The sequence below is a fragment of the Parerythrobacter aurantius genome, assembly GCF_045291475.1.
In the GTDB taxonomy this organism is placed as follows: domain Bacteria; phylum Pseudomonadota; class Alphaproteobacteria; order Sphingomonadales; family Sphingomonadaceae; genus Parerythrobacter; species Parerythrobacter aurantius.
Window position 1 is genome coordinate 503,802 of sequence record NZ_CP147985.1, and the last position, 19,642, is coordinate 523,443.

Genomic DNA, 19,642 nt, shown 5'->3' on the forward strand with positions numbered 1-19,642 from the left:
CTCGAACCGGCCGATCAGCGCAGCGTCGATAGCTAGGCGGGGTGCCCTATCAATTGCAGGTCACCTTGCGGCGATTGGCTTCGTACTGACTCGCCAGCCTGCCGGCCGCGACAGCAGGATAGGTCTCGCCGAATTCGGCGAGCGCAATGCAGGCGCGGTTGGTATCGCCCAGCGCGATCATGCTTTCGGCGAGGTACAGCAGGCTGTCGGGCGCGCGCGCGCCGTTGCGATCGTCCTGGTAGTTCTTCAGGAACCACGGCGCCGCCTCGCGCGGCTTGCCGTCATCGAGATACGCACGACCCAGCAGGTTGCGGCCGAAGCTGGTGCGGGAGTGATTGGGATACTTCTCGACGAACATGGCGAGCTGCTGCTGCGCCTCGGGATAGAACTTCGCTTCCCACAGGCGGAAGCCGTAGGAATATTCGTCATCCCCAGGATCGGCCGTTTGCGGTTTGGCGATCGCCTGTACGGCAGCAAGACGCTGTGCACTGGGTCCACTCGCGGCAGGCCGGGGCGCGGGGGCAGCGGTGGTTGTCGTCGCCGCTGTCGTCGTGCTGGCAGGGACCGCAACGGTGGAGGCCGGCGTTGCGCTGCCGGACGCGGGAATGACGCCGATCGTTCCGCCGACTGGCGCGCCCGTTGCCGGGACCGAAGCCGGTGCGGCAGCGGCGCCTCCCATGGCGTCGAGCCGGGCCGTCAGTCCGGCGATCGCATTGGTGTTGCTTTCGACCTGCCCGGTGACACGGGCGAGCGAGGCTTCCAGCGCGTCCAGCCGGGCCAGGATATCGGTGACCGCGGTGGTGGATGTCGGAGATGCCGCAGTCGGTGCCGAGGGCGTGGTACCGGTGATTTCCGGTTCGAAGAAGCGTCCGTCGGTGCCGGGGAAGACCTTGCGCTGGAGGGCGCGGACTTCCGCTTCCAGCTTGCGGATGCGGGCTTCGTCCCCGCTGTCCTGCGCAAGGGCCGGCGCGGCAGGCAGCGCAACGGCAAGCAGGGCGGTTCCCATGATCAGGCGGGTGTGGCGGAAAATCATCTGGTTCTCTCCATCGCGGCGCCAGCCCGTTGCAGGAAAAACGCCGAACCTTCGCTGAACATACTGGTTAATCTGCGGCCGCAAACGTGCCGCGCGGTCGAGGCGCTGTCGAGTGCGAGCCGCGCCAAAACCGGGGAAATTGGCGCCCGGTCAGCCTTGCGTCGCAGGCGAGGCGACTGGTGTCGGCGACGCGGCAGGGGCCGTCGGGGCACTGCCAGGTTCTGCAGGGCTTGCCGCTTCATTGCGTGCCAGCAGCGCCTCCGCGCTTACCGGGATGTCCTTGACCGTAACTTCCTGCTCGCTCAGCTTGGCCACCGGCTTGCCGCCGATCGTGATGGCGAAAGCCTGCGGGCGGCCGGTCCAGACCTGCGGGTTTTCCGCATCGGCCGGGACGACATAGCGTTCGCCGCGCGCCATCTGCTTCTGCATCAGCTGGTTGCCGCTGCCGTCGTAGAACTTGATCCACACATCGTCCTGCAAGGCGGTGAAGGCCACTTCGCCGGCGGGGTCGATTGCCGGAGCGCCCGGCTGCGGGGCATTGAGCGCGGCCTGCTCCGCCTCCGCCGCATCGGCGGCAGCCTGTTCGGCCGGCATGATGGATCCCGGCCCCGAACCGGGGGCGAAGAAGGTGCGGTAGAAAGCGAAACCGCCCACCAGCAGCAACAGGATCGAAGCGATCGAGAAAAACACGAGCCCCCGTGACGGCACACGCGCAGGATCGCCAGGCTCCAGCGCCTGCCCGCTGGCATAGCGTTCCCCTGGCCCTTCAACGCCCAGTTCGCTTCGTACCTGCTCGACGATAGCCTTGTCGTCCAGCGCGACCGCCTTGGCATAGCTGCGCGCGAAACCGACGGCGTAGGTCCGCGCCGGCAGCGCCCCGAAATCGCCTGCCTCGATCGCCTGCAGGTGCCGCAAGGGAATACGGGTCTTGCTGGCCACGTGTTCCAGCGTCATTCCCTGCGCCTCGCGAGCGGCGCGCAAGCGATCGCCTGCACTGGCATAGGCACCCGGCCCGACGGTTGCGGCGTCTTCTTCGTTCATAACTGTCTTTTGCGACCCCTGATTGTGAGGCATGTTTTATGGTTACTACATCCCAGCCGCACCACGTCCGTGTCAAGCAACGAGTGGTATCAGGCAGGACCGGCCAACCGATGCAACCGGCCCGGCGCGGCACTGGAGTCAGTCGATATCGATGCCGTGTGCGCGTGCCCAGTCGCCCAGCGCCGAGCGGATGGATGGCGGCGGCGAAAGGAGGAAACCGGCCATGGCCTGTTCCACCTGCTTCAGATCGACCTGCCGGACCAGTTCCTTGATCGGCCCCACGGCAACAGGCGTGATCGACAGGCGGTGGATGCCGATGCCGAGCAGGGCAAGAGCCTCCAGCTTGCGCCCGCCCATCTCCCCGCAGACGCCAAGCGTCACCGGCTGGCCGACACAGGCCTGCGCCACGCGCTTCAAAAAGCGCAGGATGGCAGGGCTCAGCCAGTCGTAGCGGGCGGCGAGCTTGGGATTGGCGCGGTCGGCAGCGAACAGGAACTGCGTCAGGTCGTTGGTGCCGATCGAAAGAAACGAAACCTTCGGAATCAGCAGGTCGAGCACCTCCGCCAGCGCGGGGACCTCCAGCATCGCGCCATAGTGTATCTCGTCCGGCAGCTGCTTCTTCTGCCCGCGCAGCCATTTTAGCTGTTCGTCGAACACCGCCTTGGCGGCATCGAATTCCCACGGTTCGCTGACCATCGGGAACATCACCCGCAATGTCTTGCCGGCCGAGGCTTCGAGCAGCGCCCGGGCTTGCACCTTGAGCAGGCCTTCGCGTTCCAGCGCCAGGCGCAGTGCGCGCCAGCCCATGGCCGGGTTCTCGTCGTTCTCGGCCTCGGCACTGGCGAGATAGGGTACCGCCTTGTCGCCGCCGATATCGACGGTGCGGAAGATCACCGGCTTCTCCCCCGCGGCCTCCAGCACGTCGCGGTAGAGCCGCGTCTGGCGGTCGCGCTGCGGCAGGGTTGCCGACACGAGGAACTGGAACTCGGTGCGGAACAGGCCGATGCCGTCGGCGCCGACCAGCGGCAGGTTCGCCATGTCGTCGCGCAGGCCCGCATTCATCAGCACCTGGATGCGCGTGCCGCAGCGGGTGAAGGGTTCGACATCGCGCAATTCGGCATAGGCCGCCTGGCGTTCCTTCGATTTCGCAAAGCGCGCGTCGAAGGCGTCCGCCAGTTGCTGGGTCGGGCGGATGGTGGCCATGGCCTTGTCGCTGTCGAGCAGGATCTCGTCGCCCTCGCGCACGATGCCGCGCAGGCCGCGCACACGGCCCAGCACCGGCACGCCCATGGCCCGCGCGACGATCACGACATGGGCGGTGAGCGAACCTTCCTCGAGGATAACGCCCTTCAGCCGCCGCTTGTCGTATTCCAGCAGTTCGGCCGGGCCGAGGTTTTTGGCGATCAGGATCGAATCGCGCCGCAAGCCCTGCGACGCCGCAGTGCCGAGCTGGCCGGAGACGATCCGGAGCAGGCGATTGGCCAGGTCCTCCAGGTCGTGCATCCGGTCGGCCAGCAGGGGATCGTCGATCTCGCGCATGCGCATTCTGGTGCGTTGCTGGACGCGCTCAATCGCTGCCTCGGCCGTCAGACCGCTGTCGATCGCCTCGTTGATACGGCGGCTCCAGCCTTCGTCGTAGGCGAACATCTTGTAGGTCTCGAGCACTTCCTCGTGCTCGCCGCCCTTGCCGAATTCCGCCTGCTGCGAGAGACCTTCGATCTGGTCGCGCATCTTGTCGAAAGCGCGGTAGACCCGCTGGCGCTCCAGCTCGATGTCTTCAGCCACAACCTGGTCGATGGTGATGCGCGGCTGGTGGAACACGGCAAAGCCGGCTGCGATACCACCGACCAGCGAAAGCCCCTCGACCTGAGCCTGGCCGGTCTGGGCACCGGTCGCGCCGACAGCCTCTTCGTCGATCAGGCCCGCGTTGCCGATCAGCTCGCTCAGCACCATGGCGGTGGTCTGCAGCGCTTCGATCTCGACATCTTCGTAGCGGCGCTGTTCGACATGCTGGACGTTGAGCGCCCCGACCGCGCGTTCGCGATAGACGATCGGCACCCCGGCAAAGCTGTGGAACTTGTCCTCGCCCGTTTCGGGCCGGTACTGGAAATCCGGGTGCGCGCGCGCCTCGGCGAGGTTGAGGGTTTCGTTGTTGGCGACCAGCGTGCCGGTTAGCCCCTCGCCCAGAGCCATGCGGGTGACGTGGACAGCTTCCTTGTTGAGACCCCGGGTGGCGAAGAGTTCCAGCATCCCCTCGCGCAGGAGGTAGATTGAGCAGACCTCGCTATCGAGCGCTTCGCCGATGATCTCCACCACCGCATCGAGCTTGCCCTGCGGATGCAGGCGCGACGCCATGATATCGTGCAGGCTGGTAAGGATCTGGCGGGCGGCGGCAGCGGCGGTCATGCCGCTGCGCCTAGCGCATCATGCATCCTTTTGGAATTGGCGAGAAAGCGGCCGCGGCTATCCTGCAGCGATTTCTTCCTTCACCCTGAGCTTGAGTTTCTTGAGTTGCTGGATCGTCGCCATGTCGGGAGCCGGCCGGTTCATCTCCTCGTGCAGGCGGGCCTCGAGACCGGCGTGCTTGGACCGTAGGGCGGAAACATGTGACGAGATCATACAGCTCTCCTTCTCGGGTGTGCGACCTTTGAAGCGACTCGCCTTTCGCGGGCGAACCGCGTCGATCGATAGAAACACACTAGACAAAGATTGCGAAGTCCTTGTTTCGTCCCTTGCGATTGATATGAGCAAATCCGCGACGAAACGTTCGCAGCATGGCAAGGCGGGGTGCGGACGGACGTGACCGAAGCGGAATTGCGCAAGCGGCTGGAACATTTGCGGGTGGAACATCGCGACCTCGATGCCGCGATTTCGGCCCTGACCGAATCCGGCAGCACCGACCAGCTCCAGATCGCCCGGCTGAAGAAGCGCAAGCTCGCCCTGCGCGACCAGATCGCGATCATCGAAGATCAGCTGATTCCGGACATCATTGCCTAGCTTGTTTTCCGCCCGGCGTCCGCCGTGCGAAATCCTCGCTCACACGGCCTGCGGTCGCGTCGCTGCGGGCGCGCGGGCGCGCTTGCACTCGCTTTCAGCTCGCGTTGGGACACCACTCCTAAAGAAAACTGTTCCCCAGCGGGACAGCTTGCAAATTCCCGATGAACATCGTCGTTACCGTCCTTTCCCCTGCCCGCCCGCAAGCGTAGCGGCTTTACAAATGGGAGAGCCTACCGACCTCACCGCGACGATCGTCGAGGAACTGTACTGCGAAGCGCTGGTGCTGGCCGACGACGTGCGCGCGGCCTTCGATCTCAGCACGCCGCGCGATGTGGGGAAGGCCGACCTGGTGCGCATTGCGCTGTCGACCGAAGGCCTGAAGACCACCACCAGGGTGATGCACGTGCTTGCCTGGTTGCTCAACCAGAGGGCCTTTTTCCGCGGCGAGATGACGGAATACCAGCTGAGCCAGCACGGGCGACTGCCACCGGATCGCCCGTCGGAACCGTCGCAGCTGGAGCTGCTGGAACTTCCCACCCAGCTGCTCATACTCGAAACCCAGCTGATGCATGCGCGCGTGGCGCGGCTCGACAACGCCTGGCGGGCAGGCGAACGCGGGCGGGCCGAGGGCCTTGACCAGATCCGCGCCCGGCTGGAAAGCGCGCTCAGGCGGCTGTAAGCGCCCGGCGCCAGCGCGCGAGGCGTTCCTGCCGCACGCCATCGTCCATCGCCGGTTCGAACCTTCTTACAGACCCGCGCATCGCGGCCGAGGCCTCTTCCAGCGACCCATGAAGCCCTGCCCCCACGGCCGCGCTCATCGCGGCGCCGAGGGCAGTGGTCTCGACAAAGTCCGGCCGTTCGACAGTGAGACCGAGCATGTCGGCAAGGTCCTGCGCCATCCAGTCGTTGGCGCTCATCCCGCCGTCGATCCGCAGGCATTTCCACGCCGCGCCGTCGGCGGCGAAGGCTTCGGCAAGGTCGTGCGTCTGATGCGCCATGGCCTCCAGCGCGGCGCGAGCGATCTGGGCCTTGCCGCTCGAGAAGCTGAGCCCGCTGACGACACCGCGCGCATCCGCCCGCCAGTGTGGCGCGCCAAGACCCGACAACGCGGGAACGATCACCACTTCACCCGAGTCCGGGATAGAGCGTGCCAGCGTCTCGGTTTCCACCGCGCTGGTGATGAGGCCGAGCTGGTCGCGCAGCCATTGCACCAGGCTGCCCGCCACGAAGACCGAGCCTTCGATGGCATAGGTCCGCTGCCCTGCCTGCTGGCACAGCACCGTGCCCAGCATCCGGTTGTCCGAGCGCGGCAGTTCCCGGCCCTTGTTGGCCAGCACGAAGGCACCCGTGCCATAGGTCGCCTTGGTATCGCCGAACGAGAGGCACCCTTGCCCCAGCGTGGCCGACTGCTGGTCGCCGACCATGCCGGTGATCGGCAAGGTGCGGCCGAACCACGCGACATCTGCCTCAGCCAGAGGGCCATGGGTGTCGACCACTTTCGGCAAGGCATCGCGCGGCACACCGAGCAGGTCACACAGCCCGTCGTCGAATTGCGCGCCATCCAGCGCGAGCAACAAGGTCCGGCTGGCATTGCTGGCATCGCTGATATGCGCCTGTCCGCGCGACAGGTTTGCCGCCAGCCAGCTTTCGACCGTGCCGAGCGCCAGCGTGCCCTTGGTCGCCGCCTGCCGTACCCGTTCGTCATGGTCGAGCAGCCAGCGCATCTTGGTGCCGGAGAAATAGGGGTCGAGCAGTAGGCCGGTCTTCGCCTGCACCGCGGGCTCGTGTCCCCGGTCCTTCAGCCCGGCGCAGAAGTCTGCCGTCCGCCGATCCTGCCAGACGATGGCGCGGCTTAGCGGTTCGAGCGTCTGCTCGTCCCACGCCACCACGGTCTCGCGCTGGTTGGTGATGCCGATGCAGGCGATCCGCTCGGCCCCGACCTTGCCGAGTACCTCTTGTGCGCAGACAAGGGTGCGCTCCCAGATCTCACCGGCATCGTGCTCGACCCAGCCGGGCTGCGGATAATGCTGTGTCAGTTCCTTCTGGGCGACGCCATGAAGGCTGCCATCCAGCCCGAACAGCATGGCGCGTGTGGAGGTGGTGCCCTCGTCGAGGACAAGTATGAGGTCGGACAAGCTGCTCTCTCCCGTGCAGAACTTCTTGCGGCGTGACATGCGCCAGCTTGCGCCCCATATGCAAGCACATGGCAACGCCTCCTCCCAAACCCTGGCCGGTGGGCCTGGTCGAGCGGCCCGAGCCGTTGGTGGCGCGGATCCTTGCGCCCAACCCCTCGCCCTACACCTTTACCGGCACGCAGACCTATATCGTCGGCAATGCCGGCGAAGTGGCGGTCATCGACCCTGGCCCTGCCGATCCGGCGCATATCGGGGCAATCATGGCGGCGATCGGCGACGACAAGCTGGTCGCCATCATGTGCACCCACACCCATCGCGACCATTCGCCCGCCGCCGGGCCGCTGGCGAGGTTGACCGGGGCGCCCATTGTCGGCTGCGCCCCACTGGTGCTTCAGACCGACCTGCCGCGCGCCGACGAGGCGTTCGATCCGACCTATGCGCCCGACCGCGTGCTGGAAGACGGCGAAGCGATGACCGGGAGGGGGTGGACCCTGCGTGCCGTGCACACGCCCGGTCATACCTCCAACCACCTGTGCTTTGCGCTGGAGGAAAGCGGCGCGCTGTTCACCGGCGACCATGTGATGGGCTGGTCGACCAGCGTCGTCATCCCGCCCGATGGCGACATGGGCGATTACATGAAGAGCCTCGACAAGCTCTACGCCCGCGAAGACAGGGTTTATTACTCCGCCCATGGCGACCCGATCACCAAGCCCCGCCAGCTGGTTCGCGGGATGATCGGCCACCGCCGCCAGCGCGAGAACCAGATCCTTCGTCACCTCGGCGAAGGCCCTCTGGCGCTCCCCGACTTCGTGCCGCTGATGTACAAGGGGCTTGACCCGCGGCTGGACAAGGCTGCGCAGATGAGCGTCCATGCCCATCTGATCGATCTGGAACGAAGAGGCCTCGTCGTCCGTTCGGGGGAAACATGGCAGACGATCTGACACTCAAGGACCAGAGCGCCACAATCGCGCCGGCCGATCCGCCCCCACCCGAACCCGCTCGCAGCGATAGTCGCAGTGCCGTCTCCCTGGCCCGCATCCAGGCGCTGCCGTGGCTGGTGGTGATCCTCCTGCTGGCAGCGGTCGCATGGCTCGCATGGAAGGCTTTCGGGCCCGACGAACTGGGCGATCCGGTCGCGACCAGCCTCGTGGCGTTCGAGGAACAGAACGCCCTCACCGTTTTCAGCGCGGAATTCGCCCCGGTCGTGGCCAGCAACGACAGCCGCTTCTTCGGTACCATCCGCACGCGTCAGGTCGCCGTCATTCCGGCGCGCGTAACTTATTCGGTGGACCTGTCGCAGGTCGACCGGTCGCGGCTTTCCTGGAACGAGGCTGCCCGGTCCCTTACGGTGCAATTGCCCCCGGTGCAGGTCGGCAAGCCCAATCTCGACGAAGGGCGGGCGCAGTACCTGCGCGAAGGTATCTGGATCACTCGCGACGCACAGGATAAGCTGACGCGGGACAATACTCGTTTGGCAGAGCGCGAAGCCCGCAAGGCGGCCGGCAACCCCGTGCTGATGGGGCTGGCACGCGATGCGGCAAGGCAAGCCATCACGCAGAATCTCGCCATCCCCATGCAGGTTGCCGGGTTCGGCGACGTCAAAGTGACAGTACGGTTCGACGGAGAGCTGACAGGCGGGGCACAGCGGAATTGACCATTGCCGCGCCCAGGCGGTAGGAGCGAGATAACAAGAACAAGCGGTCGCCAGTAACAACGGAGGGAGGGACTTCTCCATGGCAACTGCTGCCGCCCCGCGTCCGGGCAATCATTCCGCGCCAGTCCAGGGCACACGCTTCTTCACCGTCATGGCGTTCGTCATGTCGGGCATCATCATCGCCGGCTTCGTGTTCAACTATGCCATGGGGCGGTCGAGTTTCTCGGCGCCGCTGCCGTTCCACCTGCACGGCATGATCTTCATGGGCTGGATTGCCCTCTATCTCGCCCAGCACGTGAGCATATCGGCTGGCAACCGTGACCTGCACATCCGTCTCGGCCAGCTTGCCTATCTCTGGATCCCGCTGATGGTGGCGGCCGGGACCATGATCATCGTCGTGTCCGCCCGTACCAGCGGCGGCCCGTTCTTCTTCGCCCAGAACGAGTTTTTCGTCAGCAACCTGATGGGGCTGTTCGCGTTCGGGGGGCTCGGCCTGTGGGCCTTGCGGGCGCGGCGGCATACCGGATGGCACCGGCGGCTGATGCTGGTGGCCATGAGCGTGCTGACCGGACCCGGCCTCGGCCGGTTGCTGCCCATGCCGCTGTTCATCCCGAACGCCTGGACGATTGCCGTCAGCTTCACTTTCATCTTCCCTCTTGTCGGGATGCTCGCCGATCTGCGGCGCGACGGGCGCATCCACCCGGCCTATTGGTGGGGCCTCGGCATTTACGCAGGGGTCTTCGCCCTCTCCATGCTGATCGCCTATTCGCCAGTCGGCTATGCCGTGACAGAGTGGGTCATCGCCGGAACCCCCGGGGCGCAGCGCCCAATGGAAGCCTTCCTTCCGCCCGGCTTCAGCATGTGAGGATGGTGCAACCACACTTGCCCGGAACGCGCTCGCATCTCTGTTCGTTCGGTCTATAGAGAGGCGACGATCGCCCCTCGCAAGGACGGAACATGACTGCCGAAACCAAGCTGCCCACCGGGACGGACCTGCGTGCCGAAATCGACCGCCTGCGCAAGGAACGCAACGCCGTCATCCTGGCGCATTATTACCAGCGCCCGGAAATCCAGGACCTGGCCGATTACGTCGGCGACTCGCTCCAGCTTTCGCAGATGGCGGCGGATACCGATGCGGACGTGATTGCCTTCTGCGGCGTCAAGTTCATGGCAGATACCGCCAAGATTCTCAGCCCCGAGAAGATCGTCGTGCTGCCCGACATGGATGCCGGATGCAGTCTCGAGGACAGCTGCCCGCCGGAGAAGTTCCGCAAGTTCCGCGAGGCGCATCCCGATCACATCGCGCTGACCTACATCAATTGCTCGACCGAGGTGAAGGCGCTCTCCGACATCATCGTCACCAGCTCAAGCGCCGAGACGATCCTGCAGCAGATCCCGCCGGAACAGAAGATCATCTTCGGTCCCGACCGGCACCTGGGCGGCTACCTTAGCCGCAAGTTCAACCGCGAGATGTTGCTGTGGCCGGGCGTCTGCATCGTCCACGAGGCCTTCAGCGAGACCGAATTGCTGAAACTCAAGGAGCAGTACCCCGGCGCGCCCATTGCCGCGCACCCGGAATGTCCGCCGGCCATAGTCGATCACGCCGATTATGTCGGCAGCACCTCGGGCATCCTGCAATTCGCCAAGACCTTCCCCGGCGACACGCTGATCGTCGCGACAGAACCGCACATCATCCACCAGATGGAAAAGGCGCTGCCGGAAAAGAACTTCATCGGCGCGCCCGGGGCGGACGGCAACTGCAACTGCAACATCTGCCCCTACATGGCGCTTAATACGCTGGAGAAACTCTACGTCGCCCTGCGCGACCTGGAGCCCCGGATCGAGATCGAGGAAGAGCTGCGGGTGAAGGCCAAGCGCAGTCTCGACCGGATGCTGGACATGGCCAGCGGTACGATCGGGTTGGGCGATCTCGGGCCAGCCTGATCCCTAACGGTCTAGCCGCTCTGTAAGCATGTGAGGCGTCGCCAGGCCAAGCGCCAGGGCGACTGCCAGCCTCAAATCGATGCCGGCCGTCAGGACCAACAAGACCAGCGCGGCTGCACCCAGGGTCGCCGTGACGGTGGGCCAGGCCGTCGCGGCCCAGACAGCATCCGCGCCGTAGTCTTCCAACTGCCGCTGTAGGACAGGGATCGCGTGGCAGACGAGAAACACTAGGCCGACCGCCAGTACTGGCTGTAACATAGCCGTCGCGATAAGCGCGACGATGACTAGCATGGCTCCGCGCGATCTTGTCAAAAGCGCCGCTACCGCAGCCACCGAGCCCAGGCCCCCGGCCCAGGTCAATAGGGTCATGAAAAATGCCGGGACGGATCCCGACACCACCAACGACAACACCTGTTCCGTTTCGGCCGGGCGAAACAGCGCGCTTCCGCCGATCGCCAACCCGGCGATGGCAAGGCCTGACCACTTGCCGAGGGCAGGTTCGCATCGGGCAAAGTGCCAGGCCGACAATAAGAAAAACACGACCAGACCCGATAACGGAAACGCCAGATAGAGCGCCGCGACACCGGACCCTACCAGGAGGTAGGCAATGATTGCCTGAAAACGGTACGATCTGATCGCACCACTGTCTTCTTCTCCGGCGCCATGGGAAAATCCCAGTGCGAAAAGGACAATTCCCATCGCTATGGCCCAGTGTTCACCCGCGAGCTGCGCAATGGTCGCCACGAAGCAGGCTGCCATCGCCATGGCAGTAAGATAGGGGACCCCGGCATACTGCCGGGATCCCCCATAATAAAGTGCTTCGAACGGCCGCACTTTTGCTCAGTCGCCGCGGGCCGAAGCGACTTTCGAACCAACCGGATCGGTCGACAGCGCCTCGGCCGCTGGCAGGTAGCCTTCCAGCGCACTGCGCCTCAGCACATAGCGCGACAGGATGATGCCATAGACCAGCTTGGAGCTGATATCGGCGATCGAATAGAGCAGCTGGCGGACCACCACGACATCGCCGGTAAAGCCGAGCTGCGGCAAGGCGTAGGCGATGGGATAGAGGCCCCAGGTGGCGAGGAAATACCACCAGATATTCTTGGGCCACCCGGCCAGTTGCTGCGGACCGTAAGCAATCCCTGCGGTGATGACGCCGCGAACCTCGACGATAAGCCAGACGAAGAACACGGACGAAATGACGCCCCAGAGGTTCAGCCGGGCAAAATCGCCGCTTTCCCCGAACTGGCCATAAAGACCGGTCCAGATCATCAAGACGGCCGGTATGATCATACGCAGCGACCGGCGATGCAATTCCGGTCTCGGCAAGGCGAACGCGATCGCCAGCTGCGTGAGCAGGATGGGAACGGTAATGGTCCAGTTGCCGTAACGGAAGGCGTTGGTGAAGGTCTCGTTATCGGCGAGCGGACGATAGAGCCCGTCGACAAAGGCGTAGCTTGCCTCCCAAGTGGTAAATTCCCGCATCAGGCTCAGCCCGGCGCTGGCCATGACGACCGCCGACAGGATCGGCACCACGCGGTAGCGCGGTGCGAGCTGCATCGATGTCATGATGAAGTAGAGGATGAACGCAAAATGCGCCCCGTAGCTGACCATCAGGATCAAGGATCCCATGGTGTATTGCCCGGACGTCAGCGTGACGAGATTTTCGATATTGCCGACTTGTTGCGCCAGCGCATCGGCATTTGCGACTGTTGACATGTATTGCTCCTGTAAAGCAGCTCGACCGACCTTCGCCCCCTGTCGCTGAAGCTGTCTGCCGGATGAGACAACGCGTGCACCATCCGGCAACTTAATCAGCCATTCAGCGTTGGGTTCCCGGATTTCACGTGGAAGTAGTTGAGCTAGGAGTATTCGCTTATGCCCGATGTGTTGCGGGCGATCGTCCCCCATTGGCTCGTCCATCGCCTTGTAGCGAATTACTGGATGCTCGCTGTCTGTGCGACGCTTGCCGCCCTGCCGCTGGCGTACGGCGTGTTACTTGTCGACCGGAACGGCGCGACGGCGTGGCTGCTGGCGCAGGGAATGGCTCCGGTTGCTACCGCCGATACAGCGAAGGACTTCGTCGGCGTTGCCGCCGGCGTCAATGCGGCCTTCATCGCGCTCTACTTTTCCATCACGCTCATCGTGCTGAGCCTTGCAGCAGGCAACCTGGGCGTCCGCCTGATCGACCGCTGGTTGAAACGCCGGCTGGTGCGAGTGTCGCTGGCGGGGCTCAGCTTTTCGCAGATCGTGACGCTGGTCGCAGCGCTCGCCATCGATGGCGAGGCGCCGCTCGCAGAAACGCCGCTCTTGCTAGTGGCAACAGTCATGCTCCTGCAGGCTGTCAATGTTGCCATGCTGGCGGTATCGCTTCACGCATTGGGCCGGACGATGTTCGTCGACGATTCGATCGACCGCGTTGCCGACGATGCCTGCGCCTGCACGCTGGCATTGACCTCGGTCGCGCAGGTTCCGGCGGCCTTGCCGCACATCCTGCGGTCGCGGCGAGAAGGCTATGTCGAAGAGGTCGATCACGCTGCACTAGTCGCCGCGTTCGCAGATGGGGCTGCGCGCGTCGTGGTTCACGCAGCGCCCGGCCAGCACGTCATGGCGGGCGAGGCCTTGCTGAGCGCGGATGTGCCGTTCGATGCGGCCGCGCTGCGTCCGTCCCTGCCGATCGGCGGGTACAGGTCCGACCATCAGGGAACCGTGTTTCACATACGCTTGCTGGTCGAGATTGCCGCCCGCGCGCTTTCGCCGGCGATCAACGATTTCTACACCGCGATCACCTGCGCCGACAAATTGGCGGCGATCATGGAAAGCCATGCGGACCGCTGGGTTAGGGTCGGCCATGCCCCGGCGCTGGCCTCGAGGCCATGGCTCATTCTGGAGGGCCAGGATTTCCGGAGCCTGTTCGACGATCCGCTATCCGCATTGCGGCAGGCCGCCAGCGCGTATCCTTCGGTCACGATTCGTCTGATCGATAATCTTGGCCGATTGACACATCGCCTGGAAAAGCAGGCAGAGCCGGAGCTTTTGCAGTTCCTGCGCACCGAGGCCGCCCAATTGCGCGATCACGCCATGACCCTTGCCCAGATCGATGGCGACCGCGCCGATATTGCAACCGCTTACGCGCGGAGTTTCGAGCGAGCCTGACCATTCTGGTCGCAAAAGCGGCGAGCATCAGGTCAGCCCGAGGTCGGGCGGGCGTTTGGCCCGCCACTTTCGCTGCGGATCGAGGCTCTGCTCGTATCGCCTGGTCACTCAGCGGTCTTGCCGGAAGCTGCGCGCTTCGCCGGCTCCCCTCTCGCCACGACCAGCGCGCCGCCCAACAGCACCATGCCGACAATGTCCCAAACTCCGAGCACTTCGCCGAACACGCCATAGCCATAAAGCGCCGCGACCGCGGGCTGGGTGAGCAGTGCGAGGCCGATCACCAGCGGACTGAAGTGCCTCAGCGCGAAGACCAGCAGCCCTTGCCCCACCAGCTGGCTTAGCGCCGCGAGCGCCGCCAGCGGGGCCCAGCCTGCCGCGCCCGGTAGCACCGGCTCACCCAGCAACAGCGCCATGGCCAGCAACACGGGACAGCCGAACAGACTGACCCAGACCAGCAGGCTCCAGGCGCCGATGCCCTTGCGCGCATCCTGCAGGGTCAGGAGGTAGACCGCGTAGCTCAGCCCGGCTGCCAGGCAGAACAGGTCGCCCACGAGCGTCGCGGTGCTGATCTCCAGGCTCTCGCCCAAGAGGATAGCGGAGCCGCCGAGCGCGAAGACAATGGCGAGCCATTCCATGCCCTTGGGAAGGGTGCGGCTGACGATGAAGCCCCAGAACAGCAGCACGATACTGCCGGCATTGCCGAACAGCGTCGCATTGCCGAGCCGCGTCAGCCCGATCCCGTAATGCCAGGCCGCAAGGTCGATCGCGAAGGCCGAGCTGCCCAGCGCCACCAAGGCAAGATTGCGGGCCGGTATACCGCCCAATCTTTGCCCGGTGGCTCTAGCCAGCAAGACGAGGAATGGCAGGGCCAGGGCCAAGCGCCAGAACGCGGCGCTGACCGGGCCGGTGTCTGCCAGCCGCACCGCCCATGGACCCAGTGCCAGCGCGACATTGCCCGCCAGCAGGGCGGCGAACAGCACCCATCGGGGCGCCTGTCCGCTCGCCGCTTCGCGCCCTGTCACATTTTCTGATGTTGCGCCGGTCACGGCGCTGCCCTAGCCGCAGTTCACCAAATCGAAAAAGAAATTGCGGAGAGTCATCACGATGCACGACGCCTTGTTCCAGCCGCTCAAGATGGGGGCGCTCGAAGCCCGCAACCGGATCTTCATGGCCCCGCTGACCCGCGGCCGTGCGGCGGAGCCGATGTTCGTACCCAATGCGCTGATGGCGACCTATTACCGCCAGCGTGCCGGCGCCGGCATGATTTTGACCGAAGCCACCGGCATCAGCCGCGAAGGGCTGGGCTGGCCGTCGGCGCCCGGCATCTGGAGCGACGAGCAGGCCGAGGCGTGGAAGCTTTCGACCGAAGCCGTGCACGAGGAAGGCGGCCTCATCGTCATGCAGCTGTGGCACATGGGGCGGATCGTCCACCCCTATTTCCTCGATGGCGAACCGCCTTTCTCGGCCAGCGCCACCAAGGCCCCGGGCGAAGCGCACACGCCAGTCGGCAAGCAGGAATACGCCACCGCTCGTGCCATGACGCTGGACGACATCAAGCGCACGGTGGCGGATTACCACAACGCCGCGAAACAGGCGAAGAAGGCCGGTTTCGACGGCGTCCAGCTGCATGGCGCCAATGGCTATCTGGTCGACCAGTTCCTGCGCGACGGGACCAACCATCGCGACGACGAATACGGCGGCAGCCCGGAAAACCGCACCCGCTTCATGCGCGAAGTGCTCGAGGCGCTGATCGACGTCTGGGGCGCCGACCGCGTGGGCATCCGCCTTTCGCCCAATGGCGACAGCCAGGGCACCGACGACAGCAACCCGCCCGCAACCTTCGGCGCGGCAGCCAGGGTGTGCGCGGAACTGGGCCTGGCCTTTGTCGAGTTGCGCGAGCCGGGGCCGGACGGCACCTTCGGCAGCACCGATGTCCCCAAGCAGAGCCCGCTGATCCGCACGCTCTATTCCGGCGCGCTGATCCTGAATTCCGATTACGATGCGGCGCAGGCCGCGGCCGACGTCGAAAGCGGCAAGGCCGATGCCATCAGTTTCGGCCGTCCGTACATTTCGAACCCGGACCTGGAAAAACGCATCGCGGCGGGCGCACCTTTCAATCCCAACAAGGATGTCCCCAAGAGCTGGTACTTCCCGATCCCGGAAGGCTATGTCGACTATCCGACCCTGGCGGAGGAGCAGGCCGCAGTCGCCTGACGGCGTGGCCCTTCCGTCATGGCAATCCGTTCCTGGCTCCTGGTTCCGGCAGATAACGAGGCCAAGCTGGCCAAGGTGCCGTCTGCCGGTGCCGGGGCCGTTGTCCTCGACCTCGCTTCGGTCGGCGAAGGGCGCAAGGCGGCGGCCCGCGAGAATGTGTTCCAGTTCCTGCTGAGGCAGGAACACCAGCTCACCAGCAGGAAACGGTTTGCCCGCTGGGTGCGCATCAACCCGATCGGCAGCCCGCACTGGAAGGAAGACCTCGACGCGGCCATGGGCGGCAAGCCCGATGGTATCGTCCTGCCGCGCGCCATGGGGCCGCAACAGGTGCAGATGCTGGCTGCCGACATGTACGAGCTGGAACAGCGCAACAGCCTCGGCCACAATGCCGTGCGCGTCATTCCCCAGGTCGGCGACGCTCCCGAGGCAGCCCTCCTCATCCCGCAGTTCGCACATGATCCGCATCCGCGCATTGTCGGGTTGAGCTGGGACGCGCATGCGCTGGCCGCCGCGGCCCATATGGCCAGTGCCGACAACGACGCGATCCGGGCGATCCGGGCGCAACTGCTGCTGACGGCCAAGGCCCGCGGCCTTCTCGCCATCGAGAGTGCAAGCGGGATCGTCAAACGTCCGGAAGCGCTGGACGCGGCGGTGCAGCGGGCAAGGATGAACGGCTTCGACGCCATGATGGCGCGCCATCCGGCGCAGGTCGAGGTCATCGAGCGCCACTTCGCGCCCACCCAGGACGAACTCGTTGCAGCGCGCGCTGTCGTTTCGGGGTTCGATCTCCACCCGGAGGCGCAGGTTGTGACAGTGGACGGCCGCTGCGTCGACCGTATCGGCCTGGAGCGGGCCAAACGCCTGCTGGAGAGCGACTAGCCTTCGCTGTCCTCTGCCGCCGCCTCTCCGGGCGCGGCGGGCTCGTCTGTCGCAGCTGGACCGTCGCCGGCGTTTTCCTCCTCCTCGCTGGCAGCCTGCGTACCTCCGCCTCCGCTCGAGGTGCTGGTTGCGGCAGGAGACGGCTTCATCGGCGGAGATTTCGATTTGAGCTGGTCGAGCGGCAACATGTCATCGGTCACTGTGCCGCCCTTCAGGTCGCCCTGTGCCCCCGACCCGCCGGCCGCCTGGTCGTCGCCCGAGGAGCCGCAGGCGGCCAGTGCCAGCGCGGATGACAGCGCAATCGGTGTTGCGATTGCCCGGGCCAGCGAACGGCGGGCAGGCGATCTCGACATCATGCTGCTTCTCCTTCCAGCGCCGCGAAAAACTGCGGCGCCTGGGCGCGCAATGCCGCATCCCACTGTTCCGGCGCAAGAGCGATCCCGAGCCGCGCGAGGCTGGTGACGCCGAATTCCTCGATGCCGCAGGGTACGATCCCGCCGAAATGCGCGAGGTCGGGGTCGAGATTGACAGAAAATCCGTGCATCGTGACCCAGCGCCGCACCCGCACGCCGATGGCACCAATCTTGGCTTCGAGGCCATCGACATCGGTCGTCCAGATGCCGACCCGTCCGTCAACCGACCAGCTTTCGACGCCGAAGCCGCGCAAGGTGGCGATTACCCAGTCCTCCAGTGCGTGGACGAAACGCCGCACATCCTTCCCGCGCTGGCCAAGGTCGAGCAGCACATAACCCACGCGCTGGCCCGGACCATGATAGGTATAGCGTCCCCCTCGCCCGGCCTCGACCACTTCGAAGCGCGGGTCGAGCAACTCGGCCGCATCGGCGCTGGTTCCTGCCGTGTAGACGGGCGGGTGCTCGAGCAGCCACACCAGTTCCGGCGCGGTGCCTGCGGCAATTGCAGCATTGCGGGCTTCCATCCGGGCCAGTGCCTCGCGATAGGGTACGAGGGCAGATTCGCATTGCCATTCGACGGTGGAAGTATGCTCGGCCATAGTCCGTCATTGCGTGGCGCTTGCCGAAGCGCTTATCAAGGGGCCATGGCACCAACGCGAGGGCAGTACCGGTGAAATTCGACATGAGCAGGGCGTGGGACCACGCCACCGGCCTATTGCGCGCCAACAGCCGGGTCGTATCGGTAATGGCAGGCGTGTTCTTCTTCCTGCCTGTTTCCATGCTGATCCTGCTGCTCCCGGATTTGAGCCAGAACCCGGCCTTTGCCGGCGACAGTCAGGACCCTGCAGCCATGGCCGGGATGATCAACGCCGTTTTAGGCGAAATCTGGTGGGCCATTGTGCTGGCGACAGTGATGCAGATCATCGGCATGCTGGCGCTCTATCGCCTGCTCAGCGACCGGGCGCGGCCGACGGTGCGCGAGGCGCTGGCGTTCGGGGCCAAGGCGCTCTTGCCGTTCGTGGGTGCAAGCCTGCTGCTGCAGGTCATCCAGATCCTGCTGACGTCGGTGCTCGGGGGCCTTGCTGCCGGAACCGCCTTGGCCGGTCCGCTCTCGCTGGTCGGCCTGGCGCTGACGATCTGGCTGACCGTCCGCTTCCTTCCGACCGGACCGGTGGTGGCGATCGAACGCTGCTTCAATCCGTTCAAGGTCCTGCGCCGTGCCTGGCAGCTGACCGCCGGAAACGCAGCGCGCCTGTTCGCCTTCTTCGTCCTGCTGATCGCGGCTTTTGTCGTTCTGTGGATCGTCGCCGCGCTGGTCTTCACGCTGGTCTTCGGGCTGATGGGTCCGGAAGCTTCGCGCTTCGGCTTCGCGCTGGTAACCGGCGCGGCGATGGCGGCCTATTTTGCCATCTATGTCGGCGTGCAGGTGGCGATCCACCGCCAGCTCGCCGGCGAAGACCGCAACGAGGCGGCAAGAGTCTTCTAGGCGGTCAGTCCTTCCAGCCCCAGAACAGCTTGCAGGGAAGGATGTTCCAGAATTCGAAACCGCTGTCGATGCGGCGGAAATCGGCGCGCATGAGGTCGCGCACGGCGGCGGTGAACTGGTAGGCCATGAACGCCCCGCCCGGCCGCAGGACACGGTGCGTGGCGGATATGATGCGCGGGCCGACGCCGCCCGGAAGGGTCGAAAATGGCAGGCCCGACAACACGTAGTCGGCATGTGAGTGGCCAGACAGCCGGACGATTTCCTCCACGTCCTCCGCCGACCCAAGAACCGCTGTGAACCGGCTGTCCTTGATCGTCCGGTTGAGGAAATCGACATAGAGCGGATTGGTGTCGATCGCGATCAGCCGCGCATCGCCCTTCATCCGTTCGAGCACCGGCAGGCAGAACGTGCCGACCCCGGGGCCGTATTCTACGAACAGGTCACACCGGCCCCACTCGACCCGCGAGAGCATCTTGTCGATGGTGAAGCGCGAGGAGGGGATGATCGAGCCGACCATGCGGGGATGTTCGAGGAAGCCCTGGAAAAACACCGCCCACTGCGAATCGGATTGCGCAAGGGCAGGGCCCAGGCGCTTGCTGACCTTGTCGCGCAACCGCTCGATCGCGCGCGTCGAATTGTCGTTCAATCTGCGTCTCCGGCGTGGCAGGCATCACGCCCGGCCCGTTTCGT

Annotated in this window: 21 protein-coding genes; 10 read left to right on the forward strand and 11 right to left on the reverse strand. The window is 65.2% G+C overall.

Annotated features, from left to right (window positions below; translation table 11 throughout):
* Positions 1-49: 49 nt before the first annotated feature.
* The 4 genes from WAB17_RS02530 to WAB17_RS02545 all read right to left on the reverse strand — a co-directional run bounded on the left by WAB17_RS02530 (position 50) and on the right by WAB17_RS02545 (position 4,693).
* The gene (locus WAB17_RS02530) at positions 50-1,033 is read right to left on the reverse strand and encodes a tetratricopeptide repeat protein (protein WP_435418468.1); all 984 of its coding nucleotides are present in this window, start codon (positions 1,031-1,033) and stop codon (positions 50-52) included.
* A 150-nt stretch (positions 1,034-1,183) separates the two neighbouring features.
* Entirely contained in the window at positions 1,184-2,074 is an 891-nt protein-coding gene (locus WAB17_RS02535; RefSeq protein WP_435418469.1) for a helix-turn-helix domain-containing protein, read from the reverse strand.
* A 138-nt stretch (positions 2,075-2,212) separates the two neighbouring features.
* Positions 2,213-4,480, reverse strand: coding sequence for a phosphoenolpyruvate--protein phosphotransferase (gene ptsP, locus WAB17_RS02540; protein ID WP_435418470.1), 2,268 nt, complete (start codon positions 4,478-4,480; stop codon positions 2,213-2,215).
* Positions 4,481-4,537: 57 nt separating this feature from the next.
* Complete coding sequence (locus WAB17_RS02545; protein ID WP_435418471.1) at positions 4,538-4,693, reverse strand: YdcH family protein; 156 nt, start codon at positions 4,691-4,693, stop codon at positions 4,538-4,540.
* A 180-nt stretch (positions 4,694-4,873) separates the two neighbouring features.
* On the opposite strand from WAB17_RS02545, the gene WAB17_RS02550 reads away from it, so the two are divergent.
* Positions 4,874-5,071, forward strand: coding sequence for a YdcH family protein (locus WAB17_RS02550; RefSeq protein ID WP_435418472.1), 198 nt, complete (start codon positions 4,874-4,876; stop codon positions 5,069-5,071).
* A gap of 220 nt (positions 5,072-5,291) precedes the next feature.
* On the forward strand, positions 5,292-5,750 hold the full coding sequence (locus WAB17_RS02555; protein WP_435418473.1) for a DUF1465 family protein: 459 nt from the start codon (positions 5,292-5,294) through the stop codon (positions 5,748-5,750).
* On the opposite strand, the gene WAB17_RS02560 is transcribed toward WAB17_RS02555, so the two are convergent.
* Positions 5,737-7,245, reverse strand: coding sequence for a glycerol kinase (locus WAB17_RS02560; RefSeq protein WP_435418474.1), 1,509 nt, complete (start codon positions 7,243-7,245; stop codon positions 5,737-5,739). The genes WAB17_RS02555 and WAB17_RS02560 overlap by 14 nt on opposite strands.
* A gap of 29 nt (positions 7,246-7,274) precedes the next feature.
* Between WAB17_RS02560 and WAB17_RS02565 the strand changes: the two genes are divergently transcribed.
* The 4 genes from WAB17_RS02565 (at position 7,275) to nadA (ending at position 10,804) form a co-directional block, all read left to right on the forward strand.
* Entirely contained in the window at positions 7,275-8,147 is an 873-nt protein-coding gene (locus WAB17_RS02565) for an MBL fold metallo-hydrolase (protein ID WP_435418475.1), read from the forward strand.
* Complete coding sequence (locus WAB17_RS02570) at positions 8,132-8,860, forward strand: DUF4230 domain-containing protein (RefSeq protein ID WP_435418476.1); 729 nt, start codon at positions 8,132-8,134, stop codon at positions 8,858-8,860. Before WAB17_RS02565 ends, WAB17_RS02570 begins: the two co-directional genes overlap by 16 nt.
* Positions 8,861-8,939: 79 nt before the next feature.
* Positions 8,940-9,725: a hypothetical protein gene (locus tag WAB17_RS02575; protein WP_435418477.1), complete on the forward strand. Its 786-nt coding sequence runs from the start codon at positions 8,940-8,942 to the stop codon at positions 9,723-9,725.
* A 92-nt stretch (positions 9,726-9,817) separates the two neighbouring features.
* A complete protein-coding gene (nadA, locus tag WAB17_RS02580) occupies positions 9,818-10,804 on the forward strand; it encodes a quinolinate synthase NadA (RefSeq protein WP_435418478.1) in 987 nt (328 codons plus the stop codon).
* A 3-nt stretch (positions 10,805-10,807) separates the two neighbouring features.
* On the opposite strand, the gene WAB17_RS02585 is transcribed toward nadA, so the two are convergent.
* Both WAB17_RS02585 and WAB17_RS02590 read right to left on the reverse strand, forming a co-directional pair.
* A complete protein-coding gene (locus WAB17_RS02585; protein ID WP_435418479.1) occupies positions 10,808-11,569 on the reverse strand; it encodes a Brp/Blh family beta-carotene 15,15'-dioxygenase in 762 nt (253 codons plus the stop codon).
* A 75-nt stretch (positions 11,570-11,644) separates the two neighbouring features.
* Positions 11,645-12,523: a bacteriorhodopsin gene (locus tag WAB17_RS02590; RefSeq protein ID WP_435418480.1), complete on the reverse strand. Its 879-nt coding sequence runs from the start codon at positions 12,521-12,523 to the stop codon at positions 11,645-11,647.
* Positions 12,524-12,682: 159 nt separating this feature from the next.
* Between WAB17_RS02590 and WAB17_RS02595 the strand changes: the two genes are divergently transcribed.
* Complete coding sequence (locus tag WAB17_RS02595; RefSeq protein ID WP_435418481.1) at positions 12,683-13,960, forward strand: DUF2254 family protein; 1,278 nt, start codon at positions 12,683-12,685, stop codon at positions 13,958-13,960.
* 104 nt (positions 13,961-14,064) lie between these two features.
* Here WAB17_RS02595 and WAB17_RS02600 read toward each other — a convergent pair whose 3' ends face one another.
* Complete coding sequence (locus WAB17_RS02600; protein WP_435418482.1) at positions 14,065-15,006, reverse strand: DMT family transporter; 942 nt, start codon at positions 15,004-15,006, stop codon at positions 14,065-14,067.
* 58 nt (positions 15,007-15,064) lie between these two features.
* Here WAB17_RS02600 and WAB17_RS02605 point away from each other — a divergent pair, with 58 nt between their 5' ends.
* Positions 15,065-16,174 (forward strand): alkene reductase, encoded by a 1,110-nt coding sequence (locus tag WAB17_RS02605; protein ID WP_435418483.1) that lies wholly within the window; start codon positions 15,065-15,067, stop codon positions 16,172-16,174.
* An 18-nt stretch (positions 16,175-16,192) separates the two neighbouring features.
* Positions 16,193-17,053, forward strand: coding sequence for an HpcH/HpaI aldolase/citrate lyase family protein (locus WAB17_RS02610; RefSeq protein WP_435418484.1), 861 nt, complete (start codon positions 16,193-16,195; stop codon positions 17,051-17,053).
* Here the strand turns inward: WAB17_RS02610 and WAB17_RS02615 are convergent.
* On the reverse strand, positions 17,050-17,409 hold the full coding sequence (locus WAB17_RS02615) for a hypothetical protein (protein WP_435418485.1): 360 nt from the start codon (positions 17,407-17,409) through the stop codon (positions 17,050-17,052). The genes WAB17_RS02610 and WAB17_RS02615 overlap by 4 nt on opposite strands.
* Entirely contained in the window at positions 17,406-18,065 is a 660-nt protein-coding gene (gene lipB / locus WAB17_RS02620; RefSeq protein ID WP_435418486.1) for a lipoyl(octanoyl) transferase LipB, read from the reverse strand. The genes WAB17_RS02615 and lipB overlap by 4 nt, the downstream gene beginning before the upstream one ends.
* 83 nt (positions 18,066-18,148) lie before the next feature.
* Between lipB and WAB17_RS02625 the strand changes: the two genes are divergently transcribed.
* The gene (locus tag WAB17_RS02625; RefSeq protein ID WP_435418487.1) at positions 18,149-18,952 is read left to right on the forward strand and encodes a glycerophosphoryl diester phosphodiesterase membrane domain-containing protein; all 804 of its coding nucleotides are present in this window, start codon (positions 18,149-18,151) and stop codon (positions 18,950-18,952) included.
* A gap of 4 nt (positions 18,953-18,956) precedes the next feature.
* On the opposite strand, the gene WAB17_RS02630 is transcribed toward WAB17_RS02625, so the two are convergent.
* Entirely contained in the window at positions 18,957-19,598 is a 642-nt protein-coding gene (locus WAB17_RS02630) for a class I SAM-dependent methyltransferase (RefSeq protein ID WP_435418488.1), read from the reverse strand.
* Between the last annotated feature and the right edge of the window lie 44 nt (positions 19,599-19,642).

Coding starts and splice junctions, on each gene's coding strand:
- WAB17_RS02530 (WP_435418468.1), bottom strand. CDS start 1,033: ATGATTTTCCGCCACACCCGCCTGATCATGGGAACCGCCCTGCTTGCC.
- WAB17_RS02535 (WP_435418469.1), bottom strand. CDS start 2,074: ATGAACGAAGAAGACGCCGCAACCGTCGGGCCGGGTGCCTATGCCAGT.
- ptsP (WP_435418470.1), bottom strand. CDS start 4,480: ATGACCGCCGCTGCCGCCGCCCGCCAGATCCTTACCAGCCTGCACGAT.
- WAB17_RS02545 (WP_435418471.1), bottom strand. CDS start 4,693: ATGATCTCGTCACATGTTTCCGCCCTACGGTCCAAGCACGCCGGTCTC.
- WAB17_RS02555 (WP_435418473.1), top strand. CDS start 5,292: ATGGGAGAGCCTACCGACCTCACCGCGACGATCGTCGAGGAACTGTAC.
- WAB17_RS02560 (WP_435418474.1), bottom strand. CDS start 7,245: ATGTCACGCCGCAAGAAGTTCTGCACGGGAGAGAGCAGCTTGTCCGAC.
- WAB17_RS02565 (WP_435418475.1), top strand. CDS start 7,275: ATGGCAACGCCTCCTCCCAAACCCTGGCCGGTGGGCCTGGTCGAGCGG.
- WAB17_RS02570 (WP_435418476.1), top strand. CDS start 8,132: ATGGCAGACGATCTGACACTCAAGGACCAGAGCGCCACAATCGCGCCG.
- WAB17_RS02575 (WP_435418477.1), top strand. CDS start 8,940: ATGGCAACTGCTGCCGCCCCGCGTCCGGGCAATCATTCCGCGCCAGTC.
- nadA (WP_435418478.1), top strand. CDS start 9,818: ATGACTGCCGAAACCAAGCTGCCCACCGGGACGGACCTGCGTGCCGAA.
- WAB17_RS02585 (WP_435418479.1), bottom strand. CDS start 11,569: ATGGCGATGGCAGCCTGCTTCGTGGCGACCATTGCGCAGCTCGCGGGT.
- WAB17_RS02590 (WP_435418480.1), bottom strand. CDS start 12,523: ATGTCAACAGTCGCAAATGCCGATGCGCTGGCGCAACAAGTCGGCAAT.
- WAB17_RS02595 (WP_435418481.1), top strand. CDS start 12,683: ATGCCCGATGTGTTGCGGGCGATCGTCCCCCATTGGCTCGTCCATCGC.
- WAB17_RS02605 (WP_435418483.1), top strand. CDS start 15,065: ATGCACGACGCCTTGTTCCAGCCGCTCAAGATGGGGGCGCTCGAAGCC.
- WAB17_RS02610 (WP_435418484.1), top strand. CDS start 16,193: ATGGCAATCCGTTCCTGGCTCCTGGTTCCGGCAGATAACGAGGCCAAG.
- WAB17_RS02615 (WP_435418485.1), bottom strand. CDS start 17,409: ATGATGTCGAGATCGCCTGCCCGCCGTTCGCTGGCCCGGGCAATCGCA.
- lipB (WP_435418486.1), bottom strand. CDS start 18,065: ATGGCCGAGCATACTTCCACCGTCGAATGGCAATGCGAATCTGCCCTC.
- WAB17_RS02625 (WP_435418487.1), top strand. CDS start 18,149: ATGAGCAGGGCGTGGGACCACGCCACCGGCCTATTGCGCGCCAACAGC.